Source organism: Kocuria oceani (assembly GCF_029524215.1).
Classification (GTDB): Bacteria; Actinomycetota; Actinomycetes; order Actinomycetales; family Micrococcaceae; genus Kocuria; species Kocuria oceani.
The window spans coordinates 75,719-99,123 of sequence record NZ_JARAMH010000016.1; the positions used below are offsets into that span (position 1 = coordinate 75,719).

Here is a 23,405-nt window from a genome sequence, read left to right on the forward strand (position 1 = left end):
GAGGGATCGGTCCGTCGGCACCCCACCGGACCCTCCTCACCACGACCGGACGGTAATTCAGGCGTGTCCCTCCTTCTCATTCTGGTTCTCACCAACCTCCTGGCCCCGCTGGCCGGACTGCTCGGCCGCCGTGCGGGCCGGGACGCGGGCTGGCCGATCGCCGCGGCCCTGCTGGCGCTCGCCGCGGGCCTCGTCTCGGCCTGGAACGGCCGCACCGACCCGGCAGGGGTGAGCGAGGCGGTCCCGTGGATGCCCACGCTCGGGATCTCCTTCCACCTCCGGCTCGACGGCCTGGGTCTGTTCTTCGGCCTGCTGGTGCTGGTCATCGGCGCGGTGGTCATCGCCTACTCCGCCCGCTACCTCGGCCGGGGCCGCCACGCGGCGTTCTACAGCCTGATGACGTTCTTCGCGGCCGCGATGCTCGGGCTCGTCCTGGCCGACGACGTGGTCCTCCTGTTCGTCATGTGGGAGTTCACCACGCTGTGCTCCTTCCTGCTCATCGCCCGCTCGGGACCGCACGCCCGGGACCCGGCCATCCGGACGTTCCTGGTCACCTTCGCCGGCGGGCTGTGCCTGCTCGCCGCGGCGGTCGCGATGTGGGTGGCGACCGGGACGACGCGCCTCAGCGAGATCCTCGTCGACGACGTGTGGTCCACGTCCCCGGGCCTCGCGGCGTTCGTGGCGGTGCTGATCGCACTGGCGGCCTTCACCAAGTCCGCGCAGTTCCCCTTCCACGCGTGGCTGCCCGATGCCATGGTCGCCATCACTCCCGTGAGCGCCTACCTGCACGCCGCCGCCATGGTGAAGGCGGGCATCTACCTGATGCTGCGCTTCTCCACCGCCCTCAGCGAGGTGCCGGTGTGGAACGTCCTGCTCGTCTCGGTGGGCCTGTTCACCGCCCTGATGGGCGCGGTGTTCGCCCTGCAGCGCCATGACCTCAAGGAGCTGCTCGCCTACTCCACGGTGAGCCAGCTGGGGTTCCTGACCGCGACCATCGGCATCGGCACCTCCTACGCCGTGGTGGGGGCCGTGGTGCACGTGGCCGCCCACGCGCTGTTCAAGTCCGCGCTGTTCATGTCCCTGGGCGTGATCGACCACCAGGCCGGCAGCCGGGACATCCGCAGGCTCTCCGGACTGGCCCGGACGATGCCCGTCACCGCCGTCGTGATGACCCTCGCCGCGGTCTCCATGGCGGGGCTCCCCCCGCTGTTCGGCTTCGTCTCCAAGGAGGCCATGTTCAAGGCCATGGCGGAGAACCCCGGGCCGCCGGCCGCCGTGTGGCTCGTGGGCGCCGTGGCGGTCCTGGCCGCGTCCTTCACCTTCGCCTACTCGGCCCGGATGGTCGTCACGATCTTCCCCGGACGCCCGGCCGAGGACCCGCCGAAGGAGGCCTCCGCCGCCTTCCTGGCCCCGGTGGCGCTGGTCTCCGTGGCCGGTCTGGCACTGGGGCTGGCCGGCGTGCTGGCGGAGCCGCTGCTCGGGGCCGCCTCCGCCGCCGTCGCCGGGCCCGACGCCGAGCCCCACCTGGGCCTGTGGCACGGCGTCGCCCCCGAGCTGTACATGTCCCTGGCGGTGTTCGCCCTCGGCGGCGCACTCGTGCTGGCGCGGAGGAGGATGGACCGGCTCCTGGACCGGGAGCTGTCGCCCGTCACCGGGGTGGGCGCGGTCGAGGCGTTCCGGAACGGCTCCGTCGCCCTGGGCGAGCGGGTCGGGGACCTCACCCGCACCGACGCCCCCTACCGGCACCTGGTCCCGCCCGTGGTCGTGCTGGTGCTGCTGACCGTCGTGGGAGTGGCCACGGTCGACGTCCCGCCGCTGCACGGCAACGTGACGGAGCCGCTGGACTGGATCCTGCTCGGCGTGGTCCTGGTGGGGGTGCTGCTGGCGCTGGGCGTGCGCAGCCGGATCGCCCTCGTGACCATCATCGGGGTGGTGGGCTTCGCCGTGGCGCTGTGGTTCTTCGAGCTCGGCGCGGCCGACGTGGCGCTGACCCAGCTGCTCGTCGAGATCCTGACCGTGGTGGTGATCGTGCTGCTGCTCAACCGCCTGCCGTCCACCTTCCACCGCACGGGCAGACGGCGGACGACCCTCGCGGCCGTCGTCGCGGTCCTCGCGGGCGCCGCCGCCTCCGTGGCCGTGTGGTCGCTCACCGGCCGCCGCGGGCTCTCCGACGCGGGGCAGTACTTCCTCACGGAGGGCGAGGCGGAGACCGGCGGCACGAACGTGGTGAACACGATCCTCGTCGACTTCCGCGCCCTGGACACCCTGGGCGAGCTCACCGTGCTGGGCGTGGCCGGCATCGCGATCGTCGTGGCCCTGGAGTCGCGGGGCCTGCTGCCCAAGCTGCACAGCCCCGTCACGGAGCCGGCGGGCTCCCCGATCAGCGACGCCGAGGACAACACCATGATCCTGCGGGTCGCGGACCGTCTGCTGGGACCGGTGATCGTCGTCCTGTCCCTCTACTTCCTGCTCCGCGGGCACACCCAGCCCGGCGGCGGGTTCATCGCCGCGCTCATCGGCGCGGCCGGCATCGCCCTCGTCTACCTCGCCGCCCAGGACGACCGCGTCAGCCGCCTCGAGCTGCCCTACCTGAAGCTCATCGGCGCGGGGGTCGTCGTCGCGGTGGGCGTGGGCCTCCTCGGCCTGGCCGAGGGCTCGTTCCTCCGCCCGCTGCACTTCTACGTGCTCGACGTCCACATCACCACGGCGCTGATCTTCGACGTCGGCGTGTACCTGGCGGTGGTCGGCGTGATCCTCGCGGCGATCAGCCGCCTGGGGGTGGAGGAGAAGGAGCCGCCGCCCCTCCGGCGGGTGGGCTCCACCGCGGTGCCGGTGCCGGGTCCCCGCCCGACCAGCACCACGGCCGAGCCGCACCACCCCAGCACGGCGCCTCTGGACCGCAGCAGGGTCCGGGTCCTCGAGCGGCAGTCCGGACGCGCGACGGAAACCGCCACAGGGACCGCCGCGGGGACGCCCTCCGGGACCTCCGCCGAGGGCACCGACCGACACCGAGGAGACGATTCCTGATGGCACTCGCACTGACGGTGGGCGTGCTCATCGGGGGCGGCGTGTTCATGATGCTGCGGCGCGGCATGGTCCGGCTGATCATCGGGTTCGCCCTGCTCAGCCACGGCGTGAACCTGCTGATCATGGCGGCCGGCGGCGTGGACCGGCGGGGCGAGCCCCTGGGGGCCTCCCCGGACCCGGCGACCACGGCGGACCCGCTGCCCCAGGCGTTCGTGCTGACGGCGATCGTCATCGCCTTCGCGATCACCATGTACATGCTCGTGCTCGCCGTGACCGGCGACGACGACGACGACACCGACCTCGAGCTCACCGGCCGGGAGATGGAGACCCCTGACCTGATGGACGACCCCGCTGACAGCACCGGGACGCACCGCGACGCACCCGCGGGAACGGGCCCGCTGGGCGTCCGCCGCGAGCGGGGACCGGGGCGGAGTGGTCGCGCATGACCGCGGACCTGATCCCGTTCTTCGTCATCGTCCCCCTGCTGGCCGCCGGCGTGCTGGTGCTGGCCGGGAACTCCCAGCGGATCGGCAAGGCGGGGCTGCTGGCCGTCCTGGGCGCCGACGTCGTGTGGGCGGTGTGGCTGCTGACCACCCTCCTGGACGGCGACACCGTGCTGGCCCACCGCATCGGCCTCTGGCCCACCGGCGTCGCCATCCCGTTCGCCGCCGACCTCTTCACCGCGCTGATGCTCACCGTGACCGGCTTCGTGACCCTGATCACCTGCTGGTTCGGGGTGGTCTCGGGGCAGGCGGAGAAGCGCTACTTCGGCCCGCTGGTGCTCGTGCTCACCGCAGGCTTCAACGGGGCCCTGCTCACGGCGGACCTGTTCAACCTCTTCGTGTTCATCGAGGTCATGCTCCTGCCGTCCTACGCGCTGATCATCCTCGCCCACCGCGGGCGGGGACGACTGATGCAGGTCACGTCCTCGCGGATCTACGTGAGCGTCAACCTGCTCGCCTCCACGATCTTCCTCGCCGGCGTGGGGCTGGTCTACGGCACGGCGGGCACCGTGAACGTGGGCGAGCTGGCCGGCCGGGCGGCGGAGTCCACCGCCGTGGCGGTGTCGGTCGCGGTGGTCCTCTCCGCCCTGGCGGTCAAGGCGGCCGTGGTGCCCGTGCACGGCTGGCTGGCACGCACCTACCCCTTCATGTCGCCCACCGTCACCGCGCTCTTCTCGGGGCTGCACACGAAGGTCGCGGTCTACGCGATCTACCGGATCTACGCCGTGATCTTCGACGGCATGGCGCAGTACCTGTGGATCGGGGTCGTGGTGTTCTCCGCGAGCATGGTGATCGGCGTCCTCGGCGCCGTGGGGGAGCGGGACGCGCGCGCTGTCCTCGCCCACTCCACGGTGAGCCAGATCGGCTACATCCTGCTGGGCGTCGCCCTGTTCGGAGCCGTGGGCCTCACCGCGGGCATCTTCTACCTGCTGCACCACACGGTGGTGAAGGTGTCCCTGTTCCTGTCCACCGGCGCGGTGGAGATCGCCTACGGGCGCCAACCGCTGGGCGAGGTCACGGGACTGCTCCGGCGGGAACCGCTCACCGCGGTGGTGTTCTTCGCCGCGGCCATGTCCCTGACCGGGATCCCGCCGTTCTCGGGGTTCGTGGCCAAGCTCGCGCTGATCCTGGCGGCGTTCGAGGAGCAGCAGGTCGCGGTCGCCCTCGTGGCGGTCGCGGTCAGCCTCTTCACCCTCCTGTACTCGCTCAAGATCTGGGGCCGGATGTTCCTGGGGGAGCCGGAGGACTCGTCGAGCGAGGTGGTCACCGCCGTGGGCACGAAGGAGCGCCGCATCCCGGTGGGCCTCATCGCCCCCGCTCTCGTCCTGGCGGTCGTCACCCTCGCCCTCGGGGTGGGCGGTGAGCTGCTGCTCGGCGTCTCGGCCACGGCCGCGGAGGGACTCGTGGACACCAGCGCGTTCGTGGAGGCGGTGACCTCCTCGTGAAGTGGTTGACCTGGCCGTTCCGGCTGCTCGGCTTCCTGCTCTGGTACGCGTGGGCGCTGGTCCTCTCCAATGTGGCGGTGACCCAGGACGTGTTCACGCCCGGCCACCGGTCCTCGCCCATCGTGGTGCGCTACCGCACCCGGTGCCGCAGCGAGTTCGAGACCGTCCTGCTCAGCGTGCTCATCTCGCTGACGCCGGGCACCCTGACCCTGGCCACCGTGGCCCGGTCCCGTGACGGCGCGGACGGTACGGACGGCGGGGGAGAGGGCCGCACCCAGGAGTACGACCTCTTCGTGCACGCCATGTACTCGGACGGACCGCAGGACGCACGGTCGAGCCTGCAGGAGATGGAGACGCACATGCTGAACGGCATCCGAGTGGACGGGGCGCCCCGATGATCGGCATCCTCTTCGGCGTGCTGGTGCTCGCCGGCTCCGTCCTCGTCGCCGGGGTGCGGATGTTCCGCGGCCCCAACGACGCGAACCGGGCCATCGCCGCCGACCTGCTGTTCTTCGCCGTGGTGGGGCTCATCGCGCTGTTCGGCGTCCTGGCGATGAGCCCGCCGGTCTTCGACCTGGTGCTCGTCGCCACCCTCGTGGGCTTCCTGGCGACCCTGTCGCTCGCCCGTGCGCTGACCAAGGGGAGGCGATGAGTGTGGAGTTCGACCTGATCATGCACGACACCCTGTGGATGAGCATCGTGGGGCAGGCGTTCATCGTCCTGGGCGCCCTGGTCTTCCTCACCGCCACGGTGGGCATCATCACGCTCCCCGACCTCTACACCCGGTCCTCGGCGATCGCCACCGCCGCGGGCATCGGCGTCTCGTTCGTCCTCACCGGGGCGTTCTTCTTCCTGCCCGGCGTGGAGAACGCCGTGAAGCTGCTCGCCGCGGTGGTCCTGCAGCTGCTGACGTCGGCCGTGGGCAGCATGGCGCTGGCCCGCTCCGGGTACCTCATCGGCTCCGCGGTGTACTCCCCGACCCACCACAACGAACTGGACGGGTCCGACGGGGGAGCGAGCGACCACCCGGGGAAGGACGTCCGTCGGTGACCGCCCGCGTCCGCAGCGTCAACGTCGGCCGGGCCGAGGAGAACCCCGCCCGGTCCTCCCTGCCCACGGGCATCCGCAAGCGCCCGGTGGCGGGTCCCGTGGCGATCCGCGACCCCGGACCGCGCAGGGGCGGTCTCGGCTCCGGCGTGGCCGGGGACTTCATCGGCAACAGCACCCACCACGGCGGCACGGACCAGGCGGTCTACGCGTTCGCGCGCGAGGAGCTGGACTTCTGGGCGCACGAGCTGGGCCGGGAGCTGCCCGACGGCTCCTTCGGGGAGAACCTCACGCTCGCCGGCTTCGACGTCGACGACGCCCGGCTGGGCGACGTCTGGCGGATCGGGGACGTGCTGCTGCAGGTGACCGACGCGCGCATCCCCTGCGGCACGTTCCGCGGGGTCATGGAGGTGCGCGGATGGCTGCGGAGGTTCACCGAGCGCGGCCGCTCGGGCGCCTACCTCAAGGTGCTCTCCCCGGGCGCGGTGCGGGCCGGGCAGGCGGTCGACCTGGTCCGCCGGGCCGAGCACGGGGTGGGCGTGACGGACGCCTTCCGCGCGCAGACCACCGAGCGGGACCGCCTGCCGGAGCTGCTGCGGGCGGGGGAGGACCTGTGCGAGCAGCTGCGCCGGCGGATCGAGAAGGAGCGCCGCGCGGAGGCCCGCCGGGCGCAGCGGCGGGGCGTCAGTTGAGGGCGGCGCCCCGGTAGACCTGCTCGACCTGCGCCTCGGAGAGCCGGGTGTCGATCACCGCGGTGCCCTCGGGGTCGTCGCGCAGGAAGCGCACCGGCCCGTGCGAGCCGACCTCCAGGAGCAGGGCCGCGTCGGCGTCGTAGACCGCCTCCACCACCGTGTGGAACCGGGAGCCGCGGACCGGGTTGACGGACAGCTCGAGGCGGGCGCGCACCCGCCCACCGTCCTCGGGCGCCTCCGCCGGGGTGCCGTCCTGCGCCGTGAGGGGCTCCAGGGTCAGCTCCCGGACCACGCCCACCCCGTGGTCGACCACGTGGGCCAGGCGGGTGCCGAGCCGGCCCTGGGCCGCGGTGAAGGCCCGGCGGAGCCGGGCCGTCCACCACAGTGCGGTGGCCACGAGGATCACGGCGATCAGCGCGAGCGGCCACGCGGCCCCGGAGCGGGACCACTGCTGCCACAGCAGGACCACGGCCAGTGCCGTGAGCAGCGGGACCACGAGCAGCATCGAGGTGCCCAGCCGCTCGCCCCACGACGGGCGGTCGGGGGCGCCGTCCGCGCCGTGCACGGTGCGCAGGCGCTTCATCACCTGGACGTCGAAGTCGCGATCGTCCGCGGGAACGGGCCGGGGCCAGGTGCCGAGGGAGTCCATGGCTTCCATTATGGGGCGCGGGCGGTGCGGGACCGGCGGCAGGGTGCCGGCTCGTAGAATCGTGCCCATGACCGAGACCCGATGGCTGTCCCCCGAGGAGCGCGAGGCCTGGTTGGCGCTCGTGTCCATCATGTTCACCCTGCCCGGCAGCATCGAGTCCCAGCTGCAGGCCGAGGCCGACCTCAGCCTCGCCGAGTACCTCGTCCTGGCGATGCTCTCCGAGGCCCCGGACCGGCGGCGGCGGATGTCGGACCTGGCCACGGCCACCAACACCTCGCAGTCCCGGCTGTCGCGGATCGTGGCGCGGCTCGAGCGCGACGACCTCGTGGTGCGCACGGGCGACGAGAAGGACAAGCGCGTGGTGCTCGCGGAGATCACCGACCGCGGCATGGAGAAGGTCGAGCAGGTGGCGCCGGGCCACGTCGCCCACGTCCGCCGCACGGTGATCGACCGGCTCACCCCCGTCCAGGTCCAGCAGCTCGCCCTGATCGGGCGCCTGGTCGAGGACGACGCCCAGGGCCCCACCGCCCGCGGGATGGCCGCCGACCAGCTGTGACCCCGTAAGCATGCGTCAGCAAATGTTGTAAGGGAAAGTATATAGGGCTAGGGTCGTGCCATGTCCACGACGCCCGCGCCCGAGCGCGCCACCGCCTCCCGTCCCTCCGTTCCCGCCACGGCCGCCGCGAGCGCCGGCCCCACTCTCGGCCTGACCGTGCTGCGGGCCGTCCTCGGCCTCACGTTCCTGCTCCACGGCTGGCAGAAGGTCGGCGAGTGGACCCTCGCCGGCACCCAGGCCTCGTTCGCGCAGATGGGCGTGCCGCTGGCCGAGGTCGCCGCGCCGGCCGTCGCCGTGCTCGAGCTCGTCGGCGGCGCGCTGCTGGTCGTCGGTCTGGGCACCCGCGTGGTCGCCGCGCTCCTGGCCCTCACCATGCTCGGAGCCCTCGTCCTGGTGCACCTGCCCGCCGGGTTCTTCGCGGCCGACGGCGGGTTCGAGCTCGTCCTGCTGCTCGCCGCGGGCACGCTGTTCCTCGCTCTGGCCGGTGCCGGCCGCTGGTCCGTGGACCACGTGCTCGCCGGCAGGCGCCGGGCCGCCGCCCGCGCCTGATCCCACGGCGCCCGCCCCGCTCCTCGTCCGGACGGATCCACGGCCCCCGTGCTGCTGCGTGCCGCGGCACGGGGCCGTCCTCGGCCGTCCGCCGCGCCCCCGGCCCCCCACCACCGGCGTCGGCACGGGGGCGTAAAATCGGTCCGGCGCGGCGCGCACCACCACGGCGCCGGGCCGGTTCCAGCGCGGGCGACCCCCGCAGATCGGGGGCTCACCCATGAGCATGCAGAACTCGCCGTACATGGTCCTGTGGCGGACCGTCCAGGGCCAGGAGGTCAAGAACCGCCGCATCGACCGGGCGACCCTGCGGCGGATCGTGGTCTTCGCCCGGCCGCACCGCAAGCAGCTCACCGTGTTCCTGGTGATCTCGGTGCTCACGGCCCTGCTGGGCGTGGTCACGCCCGTCCTGGCCGGTGACGTGGTCAACGCCATCACCGGGGGAGACGACGTCTCCGTGGTGGTCTGGCTGGCCGTGGCCATCGCCGTCGTCGCGGTGCTCGACGCCGCGCTGGGCATCGTCAACCGGTGGCTGTCCTCCCAGATCGGGGAGGGGCTGATCGTGGACCTGCGCACGGCCGTCTACGAGCACGTGCAGCGGATGCCGATCGCCTTCTTCACCCGCACCCGCACCGGGGCCCTCGTCTCCCGGCTCAACAACGACGTGATCGGCGCGCAGCGGGCGTTCTCCAACACCCTCTCGGGCGTGGTCAGCAACATCGTCTCGCTGCTGCTCACCGTCGTCGTCATGGTCACGATCTCGTGGCAGGTCACGGCCCTGTCCATGCTGCTGCTGCCGATCTTCCTGGTCCCGGCCCGCGCCATGGGCGGGCGCCTGGCCCGGCTCCAGCGGGAGGCGGCCCAGCACAACGCGTCCATGTCCACGCAGATGACCGAGCGGTTCTCCGCCGGCGGCGCCACCCTCGTCAAGCTCTTCGGCCGGCCCGAGACCGAGTCGGCCGAGTTCGCCCGCCGGGCCGGCCGCGTGCGGGACATCGGCGTGCGGGTGGCGATGCTGCAGACCGTCTTCGTCACCGCGCTCACCCTGGTCTCCGCGCTGGCCCTCGCGCTGGTCTACGGGCTGGGCGGCGCGCAGGCGATCCTCGGGAACCTGGACGCCGGCGACGTCGTGACCCTCGCCCTGCTCCTCACCCGGCTCTACACCCCGCTGACCATGCTCGCCAACGCCCGGATGGACATCATGAGCGCCGTGGTCAGCTTCGAGCGCGTCTTCGAGATCCTGGACCTCGTGCCCCTGATCCAGGAGCGGCCCGGAGCCCGGGCCCTGCCCCCCGGCCCGGCGTCGGTGGAGTTCGACGACGTCCGCTTCGCCTACCCCTCCGCCGAGGAGGTCTCCCTGGCCTCGCTCGAGGACGTCGCGGTGCTCGACACCCGGGGCGGCGAGGAGGTGCTGCACGGGGTGAGCTTCACGGTGCTGCCCGGGCAGACCGTCGCCCTCGTGGGCTCCTCCGGCGCGGGCAAGTCCACCATCGCCCAGCTCGTGGCCCGGCTCTACGACGTCACCTCCGGGGCCGTGCGGATCGGCGGCACGGACGTGCGGGAGGCGACCTTCGCCTCGCTGCGGGAGACCATCGGGATGGTCACCCAGGACGGGCACCTGTTCCACGAGTCGATCCGGGAGAACCTCGCCCTCGTGCGCCCCGAGGCCACGGACGAGCAGCTGTGGGACGCCCTGGCCCGGGCCCGGATGGAGCACGTGATCCGGGCCCTGCCGGACGGGCTGGACACCGTGGTCGGCGAGCGCGGCTACCGGCTCTCCGGCGGTGAGCGCCAGCGGCTGACGATCGCCCGCCTGCTGCTGGCCGCCCCGCGCGTGGTCATCCTCGACGAGGCGACCTCCGCGCTGGACTCCACCAACGAGGCCTACGTCCAGGCCGCGCTGGGCGAGGCGATGGAGGGGCGCACCGCCCTGGTGATCGCCCACCGGCTCTCGACCATCCGCTCCGCCGACCAGATCCTGGTGGTGGAGGGCGGCCGGATCGTGGAGCGCGGCCGGCACGCGGAGCTGCTGGCCTCCGGCGGGCGCTACGCCGAGCTGTACGAGACCCAGTTCGCCGACCAGGAGGTCTGACCCGTGCTCGACGACGTCCTGGCGCGCCTCGGAGTGGATGCCGCGGGCGCGCTCGCGGTGGTGCTCTCGGCGGTGGGCATCTATCTGGCGTTCCTGCTCATGGTGCGCCTGCTCGGGCAGCGCGTGCTCTCCCGGCTGTCCACCTTCGACGCGGTCGTGGCGGTGATGCTCGGGGCCGTGGCCGGGCGCGCGGTGCTCGGGGACACGCCCACCCTCGCCGCCGGTGTGCTCGGGCTCGGCACGCTCTTCGCCCTGGAGGCCGCGTTCGGCCGGCTCCGCTCCGGGATCCGGGTGTCCGCGCTGATGAACAACCGGGCCGTGCTGCTGATGGCCGGCGACCGGGTGCTGGAGGCCAACCTGCGCCGGGTGCACGTGGTGGAGGCCGAGCTCCACGGAGCCCTGCGGAAGGCGGGGGTGCGCAACCTCGGGGAGATCGCCTGCGTGGTCTTCGAGGCCTCGGGCACGATCAGCGTGCTCCGGCGCGGCACGCCGGTGGACCCGCGGCTGCTGGCGGGCGTGCGGGACGGGGACCTGGTGCCGCGGGAGCTGCTGACGGTCACTCCTCCGGACTCCACTCCTCCCCGTCCGCCAGGGCGTTGAGCTCGTAGGCGGTCCTGCCGTCGATGCTCTCGCGCAGGATGTCCGCGTGCCCGGCGTGCCGGGCGTTCTCCTCGACCATGTGCAGCGCCACCCACCGGGCGGGCCAGGTCTCCAGGTCGGGCGGGAACCAGGGCGCCTCCGGGACGGGGATCCGCATCTCGGGATCCGCGGTGCGCAGAGCGGCCTCGACCCGGTCGGCCAGCGCGAGCAGGGCCGCGCGCAGGGACTCTGCGGTGTCCGCCGGGCGCACGGCCTCGGGCAGGACCGCGCCGGCCGCCCAGTCCGTGCCGTCCTGCGGCTGCTCCGGCGTCCGGCCGGGATCCAGCAGCTCGGCGAACGCGCCGTGCTCGCCGATGAACAGGACGTGGCGGGCCAGCGCGCCCAGGCTCATGGCGCTGGCAGAGGGCGTCGCGCGCAGCTGCTGGGCGTCGAGCCCCTGGAGCGTGGCTGCGATCTGCCGGATCTGCTGGGCGGCGAAGGCCGCGAGGGCGTCGCGCTCGTCGGTGACGGTGCGGGTGAGGAACGGCATGGTCGTCTCCTGGTGTCCGGGGAGGTGGGTCAGCGGGTGTGGGCGTACAGGTCGCGCAGCAGGGCGAGCTCCGCGCCGTGGTGGATCAGCTCGCGGTTGATGTGCAGCACCAACGCGAGCATCGGCAGCTCCGCGTAGGGGCCCTCCACCGGTCCGCACGGGCGCGCCAGGTCCGATTCCGACAGGGAGCGCACCCCGGCCGTCCAGCGTGCGTACTCGCGGTCCAGCTGGTCCAGGGCCTCGTCGGCGGTGCCGGCGTAGGCCCAGTCCTGGTAGGAGGCCTCCGGGCCGCCGAAGTGCCCGTGGCTGCGCACCGCGAGGATCCCGACGACGACGTGGGCCATCCGCCAGGCGATGGTCGTGAACGGCGCGGGCACCGGCTCGGGGAAGGCGAAGTCCACCACGAACTCCCCGCCGCCCGCCTGCATCGGCGTGCGCTGCTCGCCCCGGGGATGGACCGTCCACGCGGACCCGCCCGTGGGGTCGAAGTGGTACTCCTCATCGGTCAGGCCCGCGAGGCGGGGCCGCAGCTGATGGGTCCAGTGCCACTCGATCTGGTCGGTGGCGCAGGCGGCGACGTCGAGGTCGGGCATGGCGGTTCCCTCCTGTTCGGGGCCCTGGGCGGGTGCGGGGCCGTGCAGCCAGTGTCCGCGCAGGAGCGGACAGATCCTGTCCGCTGGTGCGAGGACACTGGTGCCATGACCGATCCGACCCGTCGCGTCCTGCGCCTGCTCTCCCTGCTGCAGTCCCGCCCGGTGTGGACCGGGCCCGAGCTGGCCGCGGAGCTGGGCGTCACGGTCCGCTCCGTGCGCCGGGACGTCGACCGGCTGCGGGAGCTGGGCTATCCCGTGCCGGCGGACCGGGGGCACGGCGGCGGCTACCGCCTGGGGCGGGGCCGCCGGCTGCCGCCCCTGCTGCTCCAGCCGGAGGAGGCGGTGGCCGCGGCCGTGGGACTGCGGCTGGCGGCGGCCTCCGGGATCGACGGGCTGGGCGAGGCCGCGCTGCGGACGCTGACGACCCTGGACCAGCTGATGCCGCCGGGTCTGCGCGAGGAGGTCTCGGCCGTGGCCGGAGCGGTCGACGCCGTCGTCCCGCCCGGGCCGAGCGTGGACGCGGACGTCCTGGTCCTGCTGGCCCGGGCCGTGCGGACCCGGGTGCTGGTGCGGCTGGACTACGAGACCCGGGACGGCCGGCGCGCCGAGCGGCGGATCGAGCCGTACCGGGTGCTGTCCCTGGGCCGGCGCTGGTACCTGTTCGCCTGGGACGCGGACCGGGACGACTGGCGCACGTTCCGGCTGGACCGGATCCACGGCGCGCGCACCACCACGTTCCGGTTCGTCCCGCGCCCGGTGCCAGACGTGGAGGAGCACGTGCGCCGGTCGGTCACCACCTGGGCCTACGCGCACACCGTGCGGGTGCGCCTGCTCGTGCCGCTGGAGCGCGCCGGGGAGGTCGTCCCGCCGCAGGCGGGACGGCTCACGGCCGACGGCCCGGGCGCGTGCGTGCTCGAGGCGGGCGGGGACGACCTGGCCGGGATCGCCCTCCACCTGGTGCGGACCGGCTTCGAGCTGGAGGTCCTGGACCCTCCGGAGCTCACCGCGGTCCTGCAGGAGATGGGGCGGCGGATGCTGCGGGCGGTCCCGGGACCCGGGTGAGGGCCCCGGGGGTCAGCCCTTGACGGACCAGAAGCGGCGGTCCCGGTCCCACTGCACCGTGCCGCCGTGGGCCTTGCGGAACTCCGCGAGGACCTCCTTGCTGATCGCGGTGTGCCCGTTCTCCAGGGTGCGGACCCACTCGGGCCCGAAGGTCTCCGGGATCTCCTGCACGGCCTGCTCCTGGGACAGCCGTCCCTCGGTGCGGATCCGGTCGACCATCCAGCCGGCGATGTCCTGTGCGCTCGTCATGCCTCGAGCCTACGCGGCTCCGGCGCCCCAGCCGCACCGGGGCTGCAGCGGATCCGGGGCCGCAGCAGCTCCGGGCCGCAGGACCCGGCCAGGGCCGGTCAGGCCAGCCGGACCACCGTGCGGGCGTCCGAGTCCCAGCGGCGCAGGGAGACCGCCCGCAGCGGCGCGGGGTGCGGCTCGAGGACGCCGAGGGCCACGGCCACCTGGTCCGGGCGCATCCGGCGGGCCAGGGTGATGTGCGGGGTCCAGGCCCCGGGGAAGGAGGTGCGGGCCTGCCCGGGCACGGTGCCGACGGCGTCGCAGACCCGCCGGTGGAGCTCGAGCAGCTCCGGGGTGGTCACCACCTGGCGGACCACCACGTAGCCGCCCCGCCCGGGACCGAACAGCAGCACCCCGGCGCTGGCCAGCGGCAGGTCGACGAACCCGGCGGCGGCGGCGACCCGCTCGTCGATCCCCGGGACCGTCTCCGGGGCCAGCGAGGGCGCGGCCACCACGGTGATGTGCGGGCGGTTGGACGGGGAGCGGTGCCGGCCGGAGCTGGGCAGGCCCGCCTCGATCAACCGGTCCCAGTCGGCGCGCACGGACGCCTCGGCGTCCTCGCCGAGCAGCAGTTCCAGGCTGTGCACCGCCCACCTCCTCCGGGCGCGGACGGCCCGCTCCGGTGGACGCGAGTCTAGTCCGGTGCCGCAGCTCCCTGCCTATACTGGCGGCACGGCAACGGGAGGATCTCCATGACCGACATCGCCATCCGTTTCGAGGGTGCCGGCAAGACCTACCCGGACGGGACGACCGCCGTCGAGGCCCTCGACCTCGAGATCCCGCGGGGGTCGCTGACCGTCTTCGTGGGGCCGTCCGGCTGCGGGAAGACCACGTCCCTGCGGATGATCAACCGCATGGTGGAGCCCACTTCCGGCACCGTCACCGTGGAGGGCCGCGACATCACCTCCGTGCCGGCCCACGAGCTGCGCCGCTCCATGGGCTACGTCATGCAGCAGTCGGGCCTGATGCCGCACCGCACCGTGGTCGACAACATCGCGACCGTCCCCCGGCTCAACGGTGTGCCGAGGAAGCAGGCGCGCGAGCGGGCCCGGGAGCTGCTGACCACGGTCGGCCTCGACGCGGGGCTGGGCTCCCGCTATCCGTCCCAGCTCTCCGGCGGGCAGCAGCAGCGGGTGGGCGTCGCCCGGGCGCTCGCCGCCGATCCGCCGATCCTGCTCATGGACGAGCCGTTCTCCGCCGTGGACCCCGTGGTGCGCCAGGACCTGCAGCGGGAGCTGCTCGACCTCCAGCGCCGGCTGCACCGCACGGTCGTGTTCGTCACCCACGACATCGACGAGGCGGTCCTGCTCGGCAACAAGGTGGCCGTCTTCGCCACGGGCGGGCGCCTGGCCCAGTACGCCACCCCGGAGGAGCTGCTGCGGGCGCCGGCCGACGACTTCGTGGCCGACTTCGTGGGCCGCGACCGCGGCTTCCGCTCCCTCACCTTCGACTCGGCCCACGACATCCCGGTCCGCTCCGTGGCGGTCCTCCGCCCGGACGGCACCCCGGGCGTCGTCGGACCCGGCGACGGTCCTTTCCCCGGGGGGTGGACCCTGCGGGTCGACGACCACGGCGCCCCGCGCGGCTGGGTGCGCACCGGGGCCGAGGCCGACCCCGTGGTCGGGGGCACCCTGCACCGGCCCGGCGGCTCCCTGCGCAGCGCCCTGGACGCCGCCCTGTCCTCGCCCTCGGGGCTGGCCGTGGTGGTCGACGACGACGGGCGGGCGATCGGGGTCATGGAGCCCGGCGAGATCGTCGCCGCCGTCCAGGACGCCCGGCTCGGCGGGAGGACCCCGCGGTGAACTGGACGGCCCGGAACTGGCCCTACGTCCTGGAGCTCACGGGCGCGCACCTCGTCCAGTCGGTGCTCCCGCTGCTCCTCGGCGCCCTGATCGCGATCCCGGTGGCCCGGCTGGCCGCCCGCAACCGCACGCTGCGCCCGGTCTTCGTCACGGGCTCGTCCTTGCTCTACACGATCCCGTCCCTGACCCTGTTCGTGGTCCTGCCCCTGCTGCTGGGCACGCAGATCACCTCGGTGACGAACGTGATCGTGGCCCTGACGGTCTACGTGGTGGCCATCCTCGTCCGCTCCTCCGTGGACGCCTTCGAGTCCGTGGACCGGGACGTCCTGCAGGCCTCCACCGCCATGGGCTACCGCCCGCTGCGCCGGTTCTTCGCGGTGGAGCTGCCGCTCGCGGTGCCCGTCCTGATCGCCGGGCTGCGGGTCGCCTCCGTCAGCAACATCTCCATGGTCAGCGTGGGCGCGGTGATCGGCGTGCAGTCCCTCGGCACCCTGTTCACCGACGGGCTGCGCCGCTCCATCCTCGAGGAGATCGTGGTCGGCATCGCCCTCACCGTGCTCCTGGCCGTGCTCCTCGACCTGGTGCTGCGCGGGACCGGGCACGCCCTGACCCGGTGGCAGCGGGCGGGCCGGGCCCGCACGCGCGTGCCGCGCGTGCGGAGAGGAGCCGTCGCATGAGCCTCTTCGGCACCGCCCTGTCCTGGCTGACGGACCCCGAGAACTGGTCCGGGGCCGCCGGCATCCCGGCCCGGCTGCTCGAGCACCTCGCCTACAGCGGCATCACCCTGGCCGTGGCCCTGGCCGTGGCGGTGCCGCTCGGTCTGTGGGTGGGCCACACCGGACGCGGCTCGGGCCTGGTCGTGGGTCTGACCGGTGCCCTGCGCGCCCTGCCCACCCTCGGACTGCTGACCCTGTTCACCCTGCTGCTGGGCCTCGGGCTCGTGCCGCCGATCATCGCGCTGGTGCTGCTGGCGATCCCCCCGATCCTGTCGGGCACCTACGCCGGCATCGCGAACGTCTCCCCGGCCCTCAAGGACGCCGGGACGGCCATGGGCATGACCGGGGGGCAGGTGCTGACCCGCGTGGAGCTGCCCAACGCGCTGCCGGTGATCCTGGGCGGGATCCGCAACGCCGCCCTGCAGGTCGTGGCGACGGTGACCGTGGTCGCCTACATCAACCTCGGCGGGCTCGGCCGCTACCTCATCGACGGGCTCGCGGTGCGCGACTACTCGCGGATGCTGGGGTCCGTGGTGCTCGTGGCGGTCCTCGCGCTCGCCGTGGACGCCGCGCTCGCCGCGGCCCAGCGGCTGTCCACCTCACCGGGCCTTCGCCTGGCCTCTCCCTGACCGCCCGCCGTCCTCCGCCCGCACCGCCTGCACCGACCGTCCGACGACCGGCGGCATCCACCGCCTGCACCGACCACCTGCACCGACCGACAGGAGAACCACCATGACCACTGCTCCCGCTTCCCTCCGCCGCGCCGCCGGGCCGGCCCTGGGCGCCGCCCTGCTGCTGGGTCTGACGGCCTGCGGCTCCGGCGGCGATCCGCTCGCCGGGGGCGAGGAGACCTCCGCGGGGTCCTCGGAGACCGTAACCGTGGGCTCCGCCGACTTCCCGGAGAGCGAGATCGTGGCCGAGCTCTACGCCGGCGCCCTCGAGTCCGCCGGGGTCCAGACGGAGACGTCCCTGGGGATCGGGGCCCGCGAGGCGTACGTCGGGGCCGTCCAGGACGGGTCCGTGGACGTCGTCCCGGACTACTCGGGCAACCTCCTGCTCTTCGCCGACCCCGAGGCCACCGCGAGCTCCGCCGAGGAGATCATGGAGGCCCTGCCGGGCGCCCTCCCCGAGGGGCTCACCGTGCTGGAGCCCTCCGAGGCGCAGAACAAGGACGCGATGGTCGTCACGCCCGAGACCGCGGAGCAGTACGGCCTCACGAGCATCGCCGACATGGCGCAGGTGTGCGGCCAGCTGGTGATCGCCGGTCCGCCCGAGTTCGCCGAGCGCGCCTACGGCCTGGACGGCCTCGAGGAGAAGTACGGCTGCGTGCCCCAGTCGTTCGAGCCGATCAACGACGGCGGAGGGCCCCTCACCGTCGAGGCCCTGCTCAACGGTGACGTGGACGTCGCCGACATCTTCACGACCACACCGGCGATCGCCGACAACGACCTCGTGGTGCTGGAGGACCCGGAGAACAACTTCATCGCCCAGCAGGTCCTTCCGCTGGCTGCGGCCGACCGGCTGCCCCAGGAGGCCGTGGACGCCCTGAACGAGCTCTCCGGCAAGCTCACCACGGAGGACCTCATCGACCTGAACCGCAAGGTCAGCGGCGACCAGCCGATCAGCCCGGCGGACGCGGCCCAGGAGTGGCTCTCCGCCAACGGCTACTGAGCCCGGCCGCGGCGGAACCACGTCTCCGCACAGCGGTGCGGGTGCCCGGTGGACACGCCGGTGCCCCGGGGGCGGGAACGCCCCCGGGGCACCGGCGTGTCCACCGCCGTGGTCCCGGTGCCGGCGAGGGCGGGTGCCGCCGCACCGCCACCCGCCCTGCACAGGGTTCTCCACATGCGCGTCCCCCGGCCCGGCACCGCCGGATCCGCCGTCCGCCAGGGCGGACACGGCGGCAGCGGCCGGTTTTCCCCGCTGTCCCCAGAGTCCGTCCACACCTGTGGACAACTCTGTGCACAGGGATGTGGAGGGGTGTGCCGGTCATCCGCTGAAAACCCGGGAGCGCATCAGTATGCTGAGGTGCGGGCCGCCCCCTGCCGACGCGCGCGGGATGTGCCCGTGACCATCCGAGGGCTCGTCGTCAAGGAGGATCTCGAGTTCGGAGACCGCCCCGCCCAGGAGTGGACGACCGAAGGAGCAGTGTGCCGAACACCAGTCCGCCCGGGATCCCGGGTCTCTCGCACGAGAACCAGGCCCGTGTGATCACCGAGTGCGTGCGCCAGCAGGTGCGCGAACGCCGTCCGGCCGACCTGCCGGAGACCGGCTGGAAGGACTTCGACCGACGGTTCGACGAGCACTTCCCCCGGCTGACGCTGCTCTTCGCCGAGGTCTACGGCCACCGCGAGGACTTCCTGGAGCAGCTCACCGAGCTCGGCCTGCAGCTGGCGTGCTCCTGGGCCGAGCGCCCCGACGACCTCAAGGCCCTGGACGCACGCCGGGAGCAGGACCCGGCGTGGTTCGGCTCGCGGCAGATGCTCGGCGGCGTCTGCTACGTCGACCGGTACGCCGGGAACCTGCGGGGGATCCGCGAGCAGATCCCGTACTTCCAGGAACTGGGCCTGACCTACCTCCACCTGATGCCCCTGTTCGAGGCCCCGGAGGGCAACTCGGACGGCGGCTACGCGGTGTCGTCCTACCGCCGTGTGGACCCCCGCCTGGGGACCATGGAGGAGCTCGCCGAGCTGAGCCGGGAACTGCGCCGCCACGGCATCAGCCTGGTCCTCGACTTCGTCTTCAACCACACCTCCGACGAGCACGAGTGGGCCCGCCGGGCCGCGGCGGGGGAGACGGAGTACGAGGACTACTACTGGATCTTCCCGGACCGCACCGTCCCGGAGCAGTTCGAGCGCACCACCCGTGAGATCTTCCCGGACGACCATCCCGGCTCCTTCACCCGGGTCCGCGCCACCGAGGAGGACCCCCGGTGGGTGTGGAGCACGTTCTACTCCTTCCAGTGGGACCTCAACTACACCAACCCCGCGGTGTTCCGCGCCATGGCCGCGGAGATGCTCTTCCTCGCCGCCCAGGGCGTGGAGGTGCTGCGGATGGACGCGGTGGCGTTCATCTGGAAGCAGCTGGGCACCGCGTGCGAGTCCCTGCCGCAGGCCCACGTGCTGCTGCGCGCCTACAACGCGCTGTGCCGCATCGCCGCGCCGTCGGTGCTGTTCAAGTCCGAGGCGATCGTCCACCCGGACGAGGTGATCCGGTACGTCGAGCCCGGCCAGTGCCAGCTCTCCTACAACCCCCTGCAGATGGCCCTGACCTGGGAGGCGATGGCCACCCGCGAGCCCAAGCTGCTGGCCCAGGCCCTCGAGGAGCGCCACGCCCTGCCGCCGGGCACCGCGTGGGTGGACTACGTGCGGGGCCACGACGACATCGGGTGGACGTTCTCCGACGAGGACGCGGCCCGGCTCGGTGTCGACGGCCACGACCACCGCCGGTTCCTCAACGCCTTCTACACCGGCCGGCACCCCGGCAGCTTCGCCGACGGGGTGCCGTTCCAGGAGAATCCGCGCACCGGCGACTGCCGCGTGTGCGGGACCACCGCGTCCCTGCTCGGTCTCGCGGAGGACCCCGGTGCCGCGGTGGACCGGATCCTGCTCGCGCACTCCGTCGCGATGAGCACCGGCGGCGTCCCGCTGCTGTACCTGGGCGACGAGGTCGGCCAGCTCAACGACCCCGCGTGGGCCGAGGACCCGGCCCACGCGGGTGACGCCCGATGGGTGCACCGGCCGCCGCGGCCCGTCCGGGACTACGAGCGGCGCCACGAGCTCTTCTCCGTGCAGGGCCGGATCTTCGGCGGCATCCGCCGGATGGTCGAGCTGCGCCGCGGCGCCCCGGAGTTCGACGGCAACGCCCTCATCCCCTTCGACACGCGCAACCCGCACGTGCTGGGCTACCAGCGCCCGGGCGGCAACACGATGATCCTGTGCCTGGCCAACTTCTCCGACTGGTCCCAGTTCGTCACGGGCGAGACCCTCTCCGGGTTCCTGCACCAGGCCGTGGAGCTGCACGGCAACACCGAGCTCGACCTGCGCCACGGCCTCCTGATCGACGCTCACGGGTTCCTCTGGATCCGTGTGGTCCCGAAGCGCTGACCCGTGGGGGCCTGGGTCGTGCTCGTCCTCTCGGGGGTCCTGGAGGCGGTGTGGGCCTCCGCGCTCGCCGCCTCGGACGGCTTCCGCCGCCCGGTCCCGGTCGCGGTGTTCGTGGTGACGGCGGCCCTGAGCCTGTTCGGTCTCGCCCACGCCATGACGAGTCTGCCCACGGGCACGGCCTACGCGGTGTGGGTGGGCATCGGCGGAGCCCTCACCGTGGCCTGGTCCATGCTCACCGGCCGGAAGGCCGCCACCGCCTTCAAGGTCCTGCTCGTGCTCGGGATCATCGGCTGCGTGATCGGACTGCGGCTTGTCGCCTGAACCTCCGCTGACCGGCCGCACGTCGTCGCCCGCCCCGTCCCCGCGCTCTCCCGCGGCGTCGCCGGACGCGGCGGCGCGGCGGTCCCGGGCGTGGGCGCTGCTGCTCCTGAGCGGGGTCCTGGAGGCCGTCTGGGCCACGGCCCTGGGCGCCGCGGAGGGTCTCACCCGCCTCGGCCCCACCGTGCTCTTCGCGGTGGCGCTGGTGCTGAGCATGATCACCCTGGCCCGCGCCGCCCGGGTCGTGCCGATGGGCACCGCCTACGCGGTGTGGACCGGGATCGGCGCCGTGCTCACGGTCGCGTGGGCGGCCGGCACCGGGCAGGAGCAGATGTCCTGGCTCAAGGCCCTCTTCCTGGCCGGCATCGTCGCGTGCGTGGCCGGGCTGCACGCCGCCGACCGGCCGCGCAGGGGGCGCGCCCGGTGACCCCGCCGGGGGAGCGGGCCCCGGGGCCGAACCTCATGCTCGTGCTCACGGCCACGATGGCGGTGGGCCCGCTGCTGACGCACAGCCTCTCCGCGATGAGCCCCCTGGTGATCCAGGACCTCCGGCTCACGGAGGCGCAGTTCGGGCTGCTCGCCACCGTGACCTTCTTCGTCGCTGCCGTCACCGCCGTGCGGACCGGCCGATGGGCGGACCGGCTGGGCGCGCGCACCCTGCTGGCCGTGATGTTCGGCGGGGCCGTCCTGGCCATGCTCCTCGCCGCCGTCGCACCGGACTACACCGTGCTGCTGCTGGCCATGGTGCTCTCCGGCCTCGGCCAGGTCATGGCCAATCCGGCCACCAACCGGCTCATCCGCCTGCACGTGCCCGCCCACCGGCGTGCGAGCTGGCTCGGGGTCAAGCAGGCCGGGGTGCAGGCCGCCCAGCTGGTGGCCGGGCTGACCTTTCCCGCGCTCGGACTGCTCCTGGGCTGGCGCACCGCCGTGGCCGTGGCCGCCGGAGCCGTCCTGCTCCTGCTCGTGCACGGGTGGTGCACCGTCCCGGAGAACCACGCCGGTGACAGACCGGCCCCGGTGTCCCGGCCAGGGCTGTCGTCCCCCCACCCGCCGGGACGGACCGGGGGCCGCCCGCCGATGCCCGGCGTCGTGCGCGCGTACGCGGCCGCGGCGGCGCTGACCGGCCTGGGGGCGCAGGCGGCCAACGTCTACCTTCCGCTCTACGCCCACCGGGAACTGGGCCTCGACGTCGTCGCGGCCGGGGCCACGGTCTCGGTCGCCGCGCTGGTGGGCATCGCCTCGCGCGTGCTGTGGGCGCGGGTGATGGACCGGCCGGGCGCCGACGGATTCGTCCTGCTCGCCGGCATGGCCCTGGGGGCGGCCGTGAGCGCGGGCCTGCTGGTGCTGGCTCCCCTGCATCCGGCACTGGCGTGGGCGGTGTGGCCGGCCGCGGTGCTGCACGGCGGGGCGGCACTCGCGGTCAGCGTGATCGTCATGTCCGGGGCGATGCGAGCCGTGCCGGCGGAACGGGTGGGTGCCTCCACCGGTGTGGTCACCATGGGTCTCTACGCCGGGTTCTGCTCCGGACCGCTGGTCATGGGCGTGCTGCTGCAGTTCACCGGCTCCTTCGCCGTGGGCTGGGCGCTGGTGCTCGTCTGCTACCTCGCCTGTGGACTGCTCTCCGTGCTCGTCCGCCGACGCTCCCGGTCGCGGGCCGGGTCGGCCGCCGGGACCCCGCGCCTGGGTCCCCGCCGCTGACCGCGGCTGCTCCCGCCGCTCCGCCCCGACGCCGGGACACCGGGACGCCGGGACGCCCGGATCCGGGAAGGAGGCCGGCGTCCCGGTCCGGGCGGACCGAAAAGACGCTGTACGACCCTCCATGACCTCCGGAGTCCGGGGTTCTCAACATCTTCTCCACAGGCGTTGTCCACAGCGTGGATAACTTCCACCGGTGGAATTACGCGTGGGGAGCGTCCAAGGGCCCTGCTCCGACGTGCATTTCCACTCCCGGACGAGGAGCAGGCGTACGCGTGTTCGAATTTTGCACACGCTCGTCCACACCTGTGGACAAGTTTCTCCACCGGGTGTGCACGCAGAACTGGCCCCACCGTCCGACCCATCGCTAAAGTAAATGTCTGTGCATGGATGGAGGCTCCCGCCCATGCCTCCGGGCCCGCACGGCGGCGTTCCGGGCCCTGGGACCGGCATGGAGGTTGGAATGGCACTCGGCCCGGCATCGTTCCGCGTGGACGCCCAGGCGGTGATCGGCGTCGACCCCTGTGTGGTGGAGCGCTTCCTGCTCGACAGCGGCTGCTTCCCTCTGTGGCACCGGGGTGTGGCCGGGGTGCCCACCATCAGCACACCGGTGCTGCAGACCGGGACCTCCGTGGAGTTCTTCGGCCGTGTCGGCCCGCTCCGCTTCCCCTACGTCACGATCGTCTCCGCACAGGAACCGGGGCGGAAGCTGGCGCTCCGGACCACCCGGGGGATCGTGGATCTCCTGGCGGTCACCACGTGGGCGGCGGTGGACGGGGGCACCGAGGTGCGGACCACCGTCGACGGCCGGCTCACCGCGGCGAGGGCCGGCCTCGCCGCGTGGGCCGAGCGGATCGTGCGCCGCAACCTGGGCGCCGAGCTCGGGGACCTCAAACGGCTGCTGGAGACGGGGCAGTTCGAGTTCACCGTGCCGTCCCAGCTCACGGCGCACCCGCCCCGCTGCACGCTCGAGACCCCACCCGACTTCTTCTGAGCCCCGGCACGGCGCGCCCGCGGGCACCGTACGCTGGTGGCGGAACCTCCTTGACCCCTGCGCGCGCGCGGGACGAGTGTGGAACCACACGACAGCTATCGAAAGGATTCTCCTATGGCCGAGAAGTACACCCTTCCCGATCTCC

The 23,405-nt window shown here is 73.3% G+C and carries 26 protein-coding genes; 21 read left to right on the plus strand and 5 right to left on the minus strand.

Going from position 1 to position 23,405, the window contains the following annotated elements; genetic code table 11:
* Positions 1-63 precede the first annotated feature (63 nt).
* From PU704_RS15750 to PU704_RS15780, 7 genes are read left to right on the plus strand one after another with little or no spacing between them, the layout of a single operon-like run.
* On the plus strand, positions 64-3,027 hold the full coding sequence (locus PU704_RS15750) for a DUF4040 family protein (RefSeq protein WP_277551969.1): 2,964 nt from the start codon (positions 64-66) through the stop codon (positions 3,025-3,027).
* A complete protein-coding gene (locus tag PU704_RS15755) occupies positions 3,027-3,473 on the plus strand; it encodes a sodium:proton antiporter (protein WP_075871885.1) in 447 nt (148 codons plus the stop codon). Before PU704_RS15750 ends, PU704_RS15755 begins: the two co-directional genes overlap by 1 nt.
* A complete protein-coding gene (locus PU704_RS15760) occupies positions 3,470-4,975 on the plus strand; it encodes a monovalent cation/H+ antiporter subunit D family protein (protein ID WP_075871884.1) in 1,506 nt (501 codons plus the stop codon). The genes PU704_RS15755 and PU704_RS15760 overlap by 4 nt, the downstream gene beginning before the upstream one ends.
* Positions 4,972-5,373, plus strand: a complete 402-nt coding sequence (locus PU704_RS15765; RefSeq protein ID WP_075871883.1) for a Na+/H+ antiporter subunit E — start codon at positions 4,972-4,974, stop codon at positions 5,371-5,373. Before PU704_RS15760 ends, PU704_RS15765 begins: the two co-directional genes overlap by 4 nt.
* Entirely contained in the window at positions 5,370-5,627 is a 258-nt protein-coding gene (locus PU704_RS15770; protein WP_047805062.1) for a monovalent cation/H+ antiporter complex subunit F, read from the plus strand. Before PU704_RS15765 ends, PU704_RS15770 begins: the two co-directional genes overlap by 4 nt.
* Positions 5,624-6,025, plus strand: a complete 402-nt coding sequence (locus tag PU704_RS15775; RefSeq protein ID WP_053005195.1) for a cation:proton antiporter — start codon at positions 5,624-5,626, stop codon at positions 6,023-6,025. The genes PU704_RS15770 and PU704_RS15775 overlap by 4 nt, the downstream gene beginning before the upstream one ends.
* On the plus strand, positions 6,022-6,714 hold the full coding sequence (locus PU704_RS15780; RefSeq protein ID WP_277551970.1) for an MOSC domain-containing protein: 693 nt from the start codon (positions 6,022-6,024) through the stop codon (positions 6,712-6,714). Before PU704_RS15775 ends, PU704_RS15780 begins: the two co-directional genes overlap by 4 nt.
* Here the strand turns inward: PU704_RS15780 and PU704_RS15785 are convergent.
* Positions 6,707-7,363, minus strand: coding sequence for a hypothetical protein (locus PU704_RS15785; RefSeq protein ID WP_277551971.1), 657 nt, complete (start codon positions 7,361-7,363; stop codon positions 6,707-6,709). The two genes, PU704_RS15780 and PU704_RS15785, sit on opposite strands and share 8 nt — an antisense overlap.
* A gap of 67 nt (positions 7,364-7,430) precedes the next feature.
* Between PU704_RS15785 and PU704_RS15790 the strand changes: the two genes are divergently transcribed.
* From PU704_RS15790 to PU704_RS15805, 4 genes are all read left to right on the plus strand, one after another.
* Positions 7,431-7,919 (plus strand): MarR family winged helix-turn-helix transcriptional regulator, encoded by a 489-nt coding sequence (locus tag PU704_RS15790; RefSeq protein WP_047805059.1) that lies wholly within the window; start codon positions 7,431-7,433, stop codon positions 7,917-7,919.
* A 60-nt stretch (positions 7,920-7,979) separates the two neighbouring features.
* Positions 7,980-8,468, plus strand: a complete 489-nt coding sequence (locus tag PU704_RS15795) for a DoxX family protein (RefSeq protein WP_277551972.1) — start codon at positions 7,980-7,982, stop codon at positions 8,466-8,468.
* Between the two features lie 217 nt (positions 8,469-8,685).
* A complete protein-coding gene (locus PU704_RS15800) occupies positions 8,686-10,557 on the plus strand; it encodes an ABC transporter ATP-binding protein (RefSeq protein ID WP_075871880.1) in 1,872 nt (623 codons plus the stop codon).
* Between the two features lie 3 nt (positions 10,558-10,560).
* Positions 10,561-11,157: a DUF421 domain-containing protein gene (locus PU704_RS15805; RefSeq protein WP_047805057.1), complete on the plus strand. Its 597-nt coding sequence runs from the start codon at positions 10,561-10,563 to the stop codon at positions 11,155-11,157.
* Here PU704_RS15805 and PU704_RS15810 read toward each other — a convergent pair.
* On the minus strand, positions 11,114-11,686 hold the full coding sequence (locus PU704_RS15810) for a mycothiol transferase (RefSeq protein WP_047805056.1): 573 nt from the start codon (positions 11,684-11,686) through the stop codon (positions 11,114-11,116). The two genes, PU704_RS15805 and PU704_RS15810, sit on opposite strands and share 44 nt — an antisense overlap.
* 29 nt (positions 11,687-11,715) lie before the next feature.
* Positions 11,716-12,279, minus strand: a complete 564-nt coding sequence (locus PU704_RS15815) for a DinB family protein (protein WP_047805055.1) — start codon at positions 12,277-12,279, stop codon at positions 11,716-11,718.
* A gap of 105 nt (positions 12,280-12,384) precedes the next feature.
* On the opposite strand from PU704_RS15815, the gene PU704_RS15820 reads away from it, so the two are divergent.
* Positions 12,385-13,341 carry a helix-turn-helix transcriptional regulator gene (locus PU704_RS15820; RefSeq protein WP_277551973.1) on the plus strand — a complete coding sequence of 319 codons (957 nt, stop codon included), beginning with the start codon at positions 12,385-12,387 and terminating at the stop codon, positions 13,339-13,341.
* 12 nt (positions 13,342-13,353) lie between these two features.
* On the opposite strand, the gene PU704_RS15825 is transcribed toward PU704_RS15820, so the two are convergent.
* Positions 13,354-13,590, minus strand: coding sequence for a DUF6953 family protein (locus PU704_RS15825; protein ID WP_047805053.1), 237 nt, complete (start codon positions 13,588-13,590; stop codon positions 13,354-13,356).
* 98 nt (positions 13,591-13,688) lie between these two features.
* Positions 13,689-14,216, minus strand: coding sequence for a 2'-5' RNA ligase family protein (locus PU704_RS15830; RefSeq protein WP_047805052.1), 528 nt, complete (start codon positions 14,214-14,216; stop codon positions 13,689-13,691).
* A gap of 105 nt (positions 14,217-14,321) precedes the next feature.
* On the opposite strand from PU704_RS15830, the gene PU704_RS15835 reads away from it, so the two are divergent.
* The 9 genes from PU704_RS15835 to PU704_RS15875 all read left to right on the plus strand — a co-directional run bounded on the left by PU704_RS15835 (position 14,322) and on the right by PU704_RS15875 (position 23,260).
* Positions 14,322-15,431, plus strand: coding sequence for an ABC transporter ATP-binding protein (locus PU704_RS15835; protein ID WP_075871879.1), 1,110 nt, complete (start codon positions 14,322-14,324; stop codon positions 15,429-15,431).
* On the plus strand, positions 15,428-16,108 hold the full coding sequence (locus tag PU704_RS15840; RefSeq protein WP_047805050.1) for an ABC transporter permease: 681 nt from the start codon (positions 15,428-15,430) through the stop codon (positions 16,106-16,108). Before PU704_RS15835 ends, PU704_RS15840 begins: the two co-directional genes overlap by 4 nt.
* Positions 16,105-16,776 (plus strand): ABC transporter permease, encoded by a 672-nt coding sequence (locus tag PU704_RS15845; RefSeq protein WP_047805049.1) that lies wholly within the window; start codon positions 16,105-16,107, stop codon positions 16,774-16,776. Before PU704_RS15840 ends, PU704_RS15845 begins: the two co-directional genes overlap by 4 nt.
* 103 nt (positions 16,777-16,879) lie before the next feature.
* The gene (locus tag PU704_RS15850; protein WP_277551974.1) at positions 16,880-17,818 is read left to right on the plus strand and encodes an ABC transporter substrate-binding protein; all 939 of its coding nucleotides are present in this window, start codon (positions 16,880-16,882) and stop codon (positions 17,816-17,818) included.
* Positions 17,819-18,381: 563 nt separating this feature from the next.
* The gene (locus PU704_RS15855) at positions 18,382-20,253 is read left to right on the plus strand and encodes an amylosucrase (protein ID WP_277551982.1); all 1,872 of its coding nucleotides are present in this window, start codon (positions 18,382-18,384) and stop codon (positions 20,251-20,253) included.
* A gap of 3 nt (positions 20,254-20,256) precedes the next feature.
* Positions 20,257-20,574 (plus strand): DMT family transporter, encoded by a 318-nt coding sequence (locus tag PU704_RS15860; RefSeq protein ID WP_277551975.1) that lies wholly within the window; start codon positions 20,257-20,259, stop codon positions 20,572-20,574.
* A gap of 97 nt (positions 20,575-20,671) precedes the next feature.
* Entirely contained in the window at positions 20,672-20,998 is a 327-nt protein-coding gene (locus PU704_RS15865) for a DMT family transporter (protein ID WP_047802379.1), read from the plus strand.
* Positions 20,995-22,269: an MFS transporter gene (locus PU704_RS15870; protein ID WP_277551976.1), complete on the plus strand. Its 1,275-nt coding sequence runs from the start codon at positions 20,995-20,997 to the stop codon at positions 22,267-22,269. Before PU704_RS15865 ends, PU704_RS15870 begins: the two co-directional genes overlap by 4 nt.
* Positions 22,270-22,729: 460 nt before the next feature.
* Entirely contained in the window at positions 22,730-23,260 is a 531-nt protein-coding gene (locus PU704_RS15875) for an SRPBCC family protein (RefSeq protein ID WP_277551977.1), read from the plus strand.
* Positions 23,261-23,405: the final 145 nt, after the last annotated feature.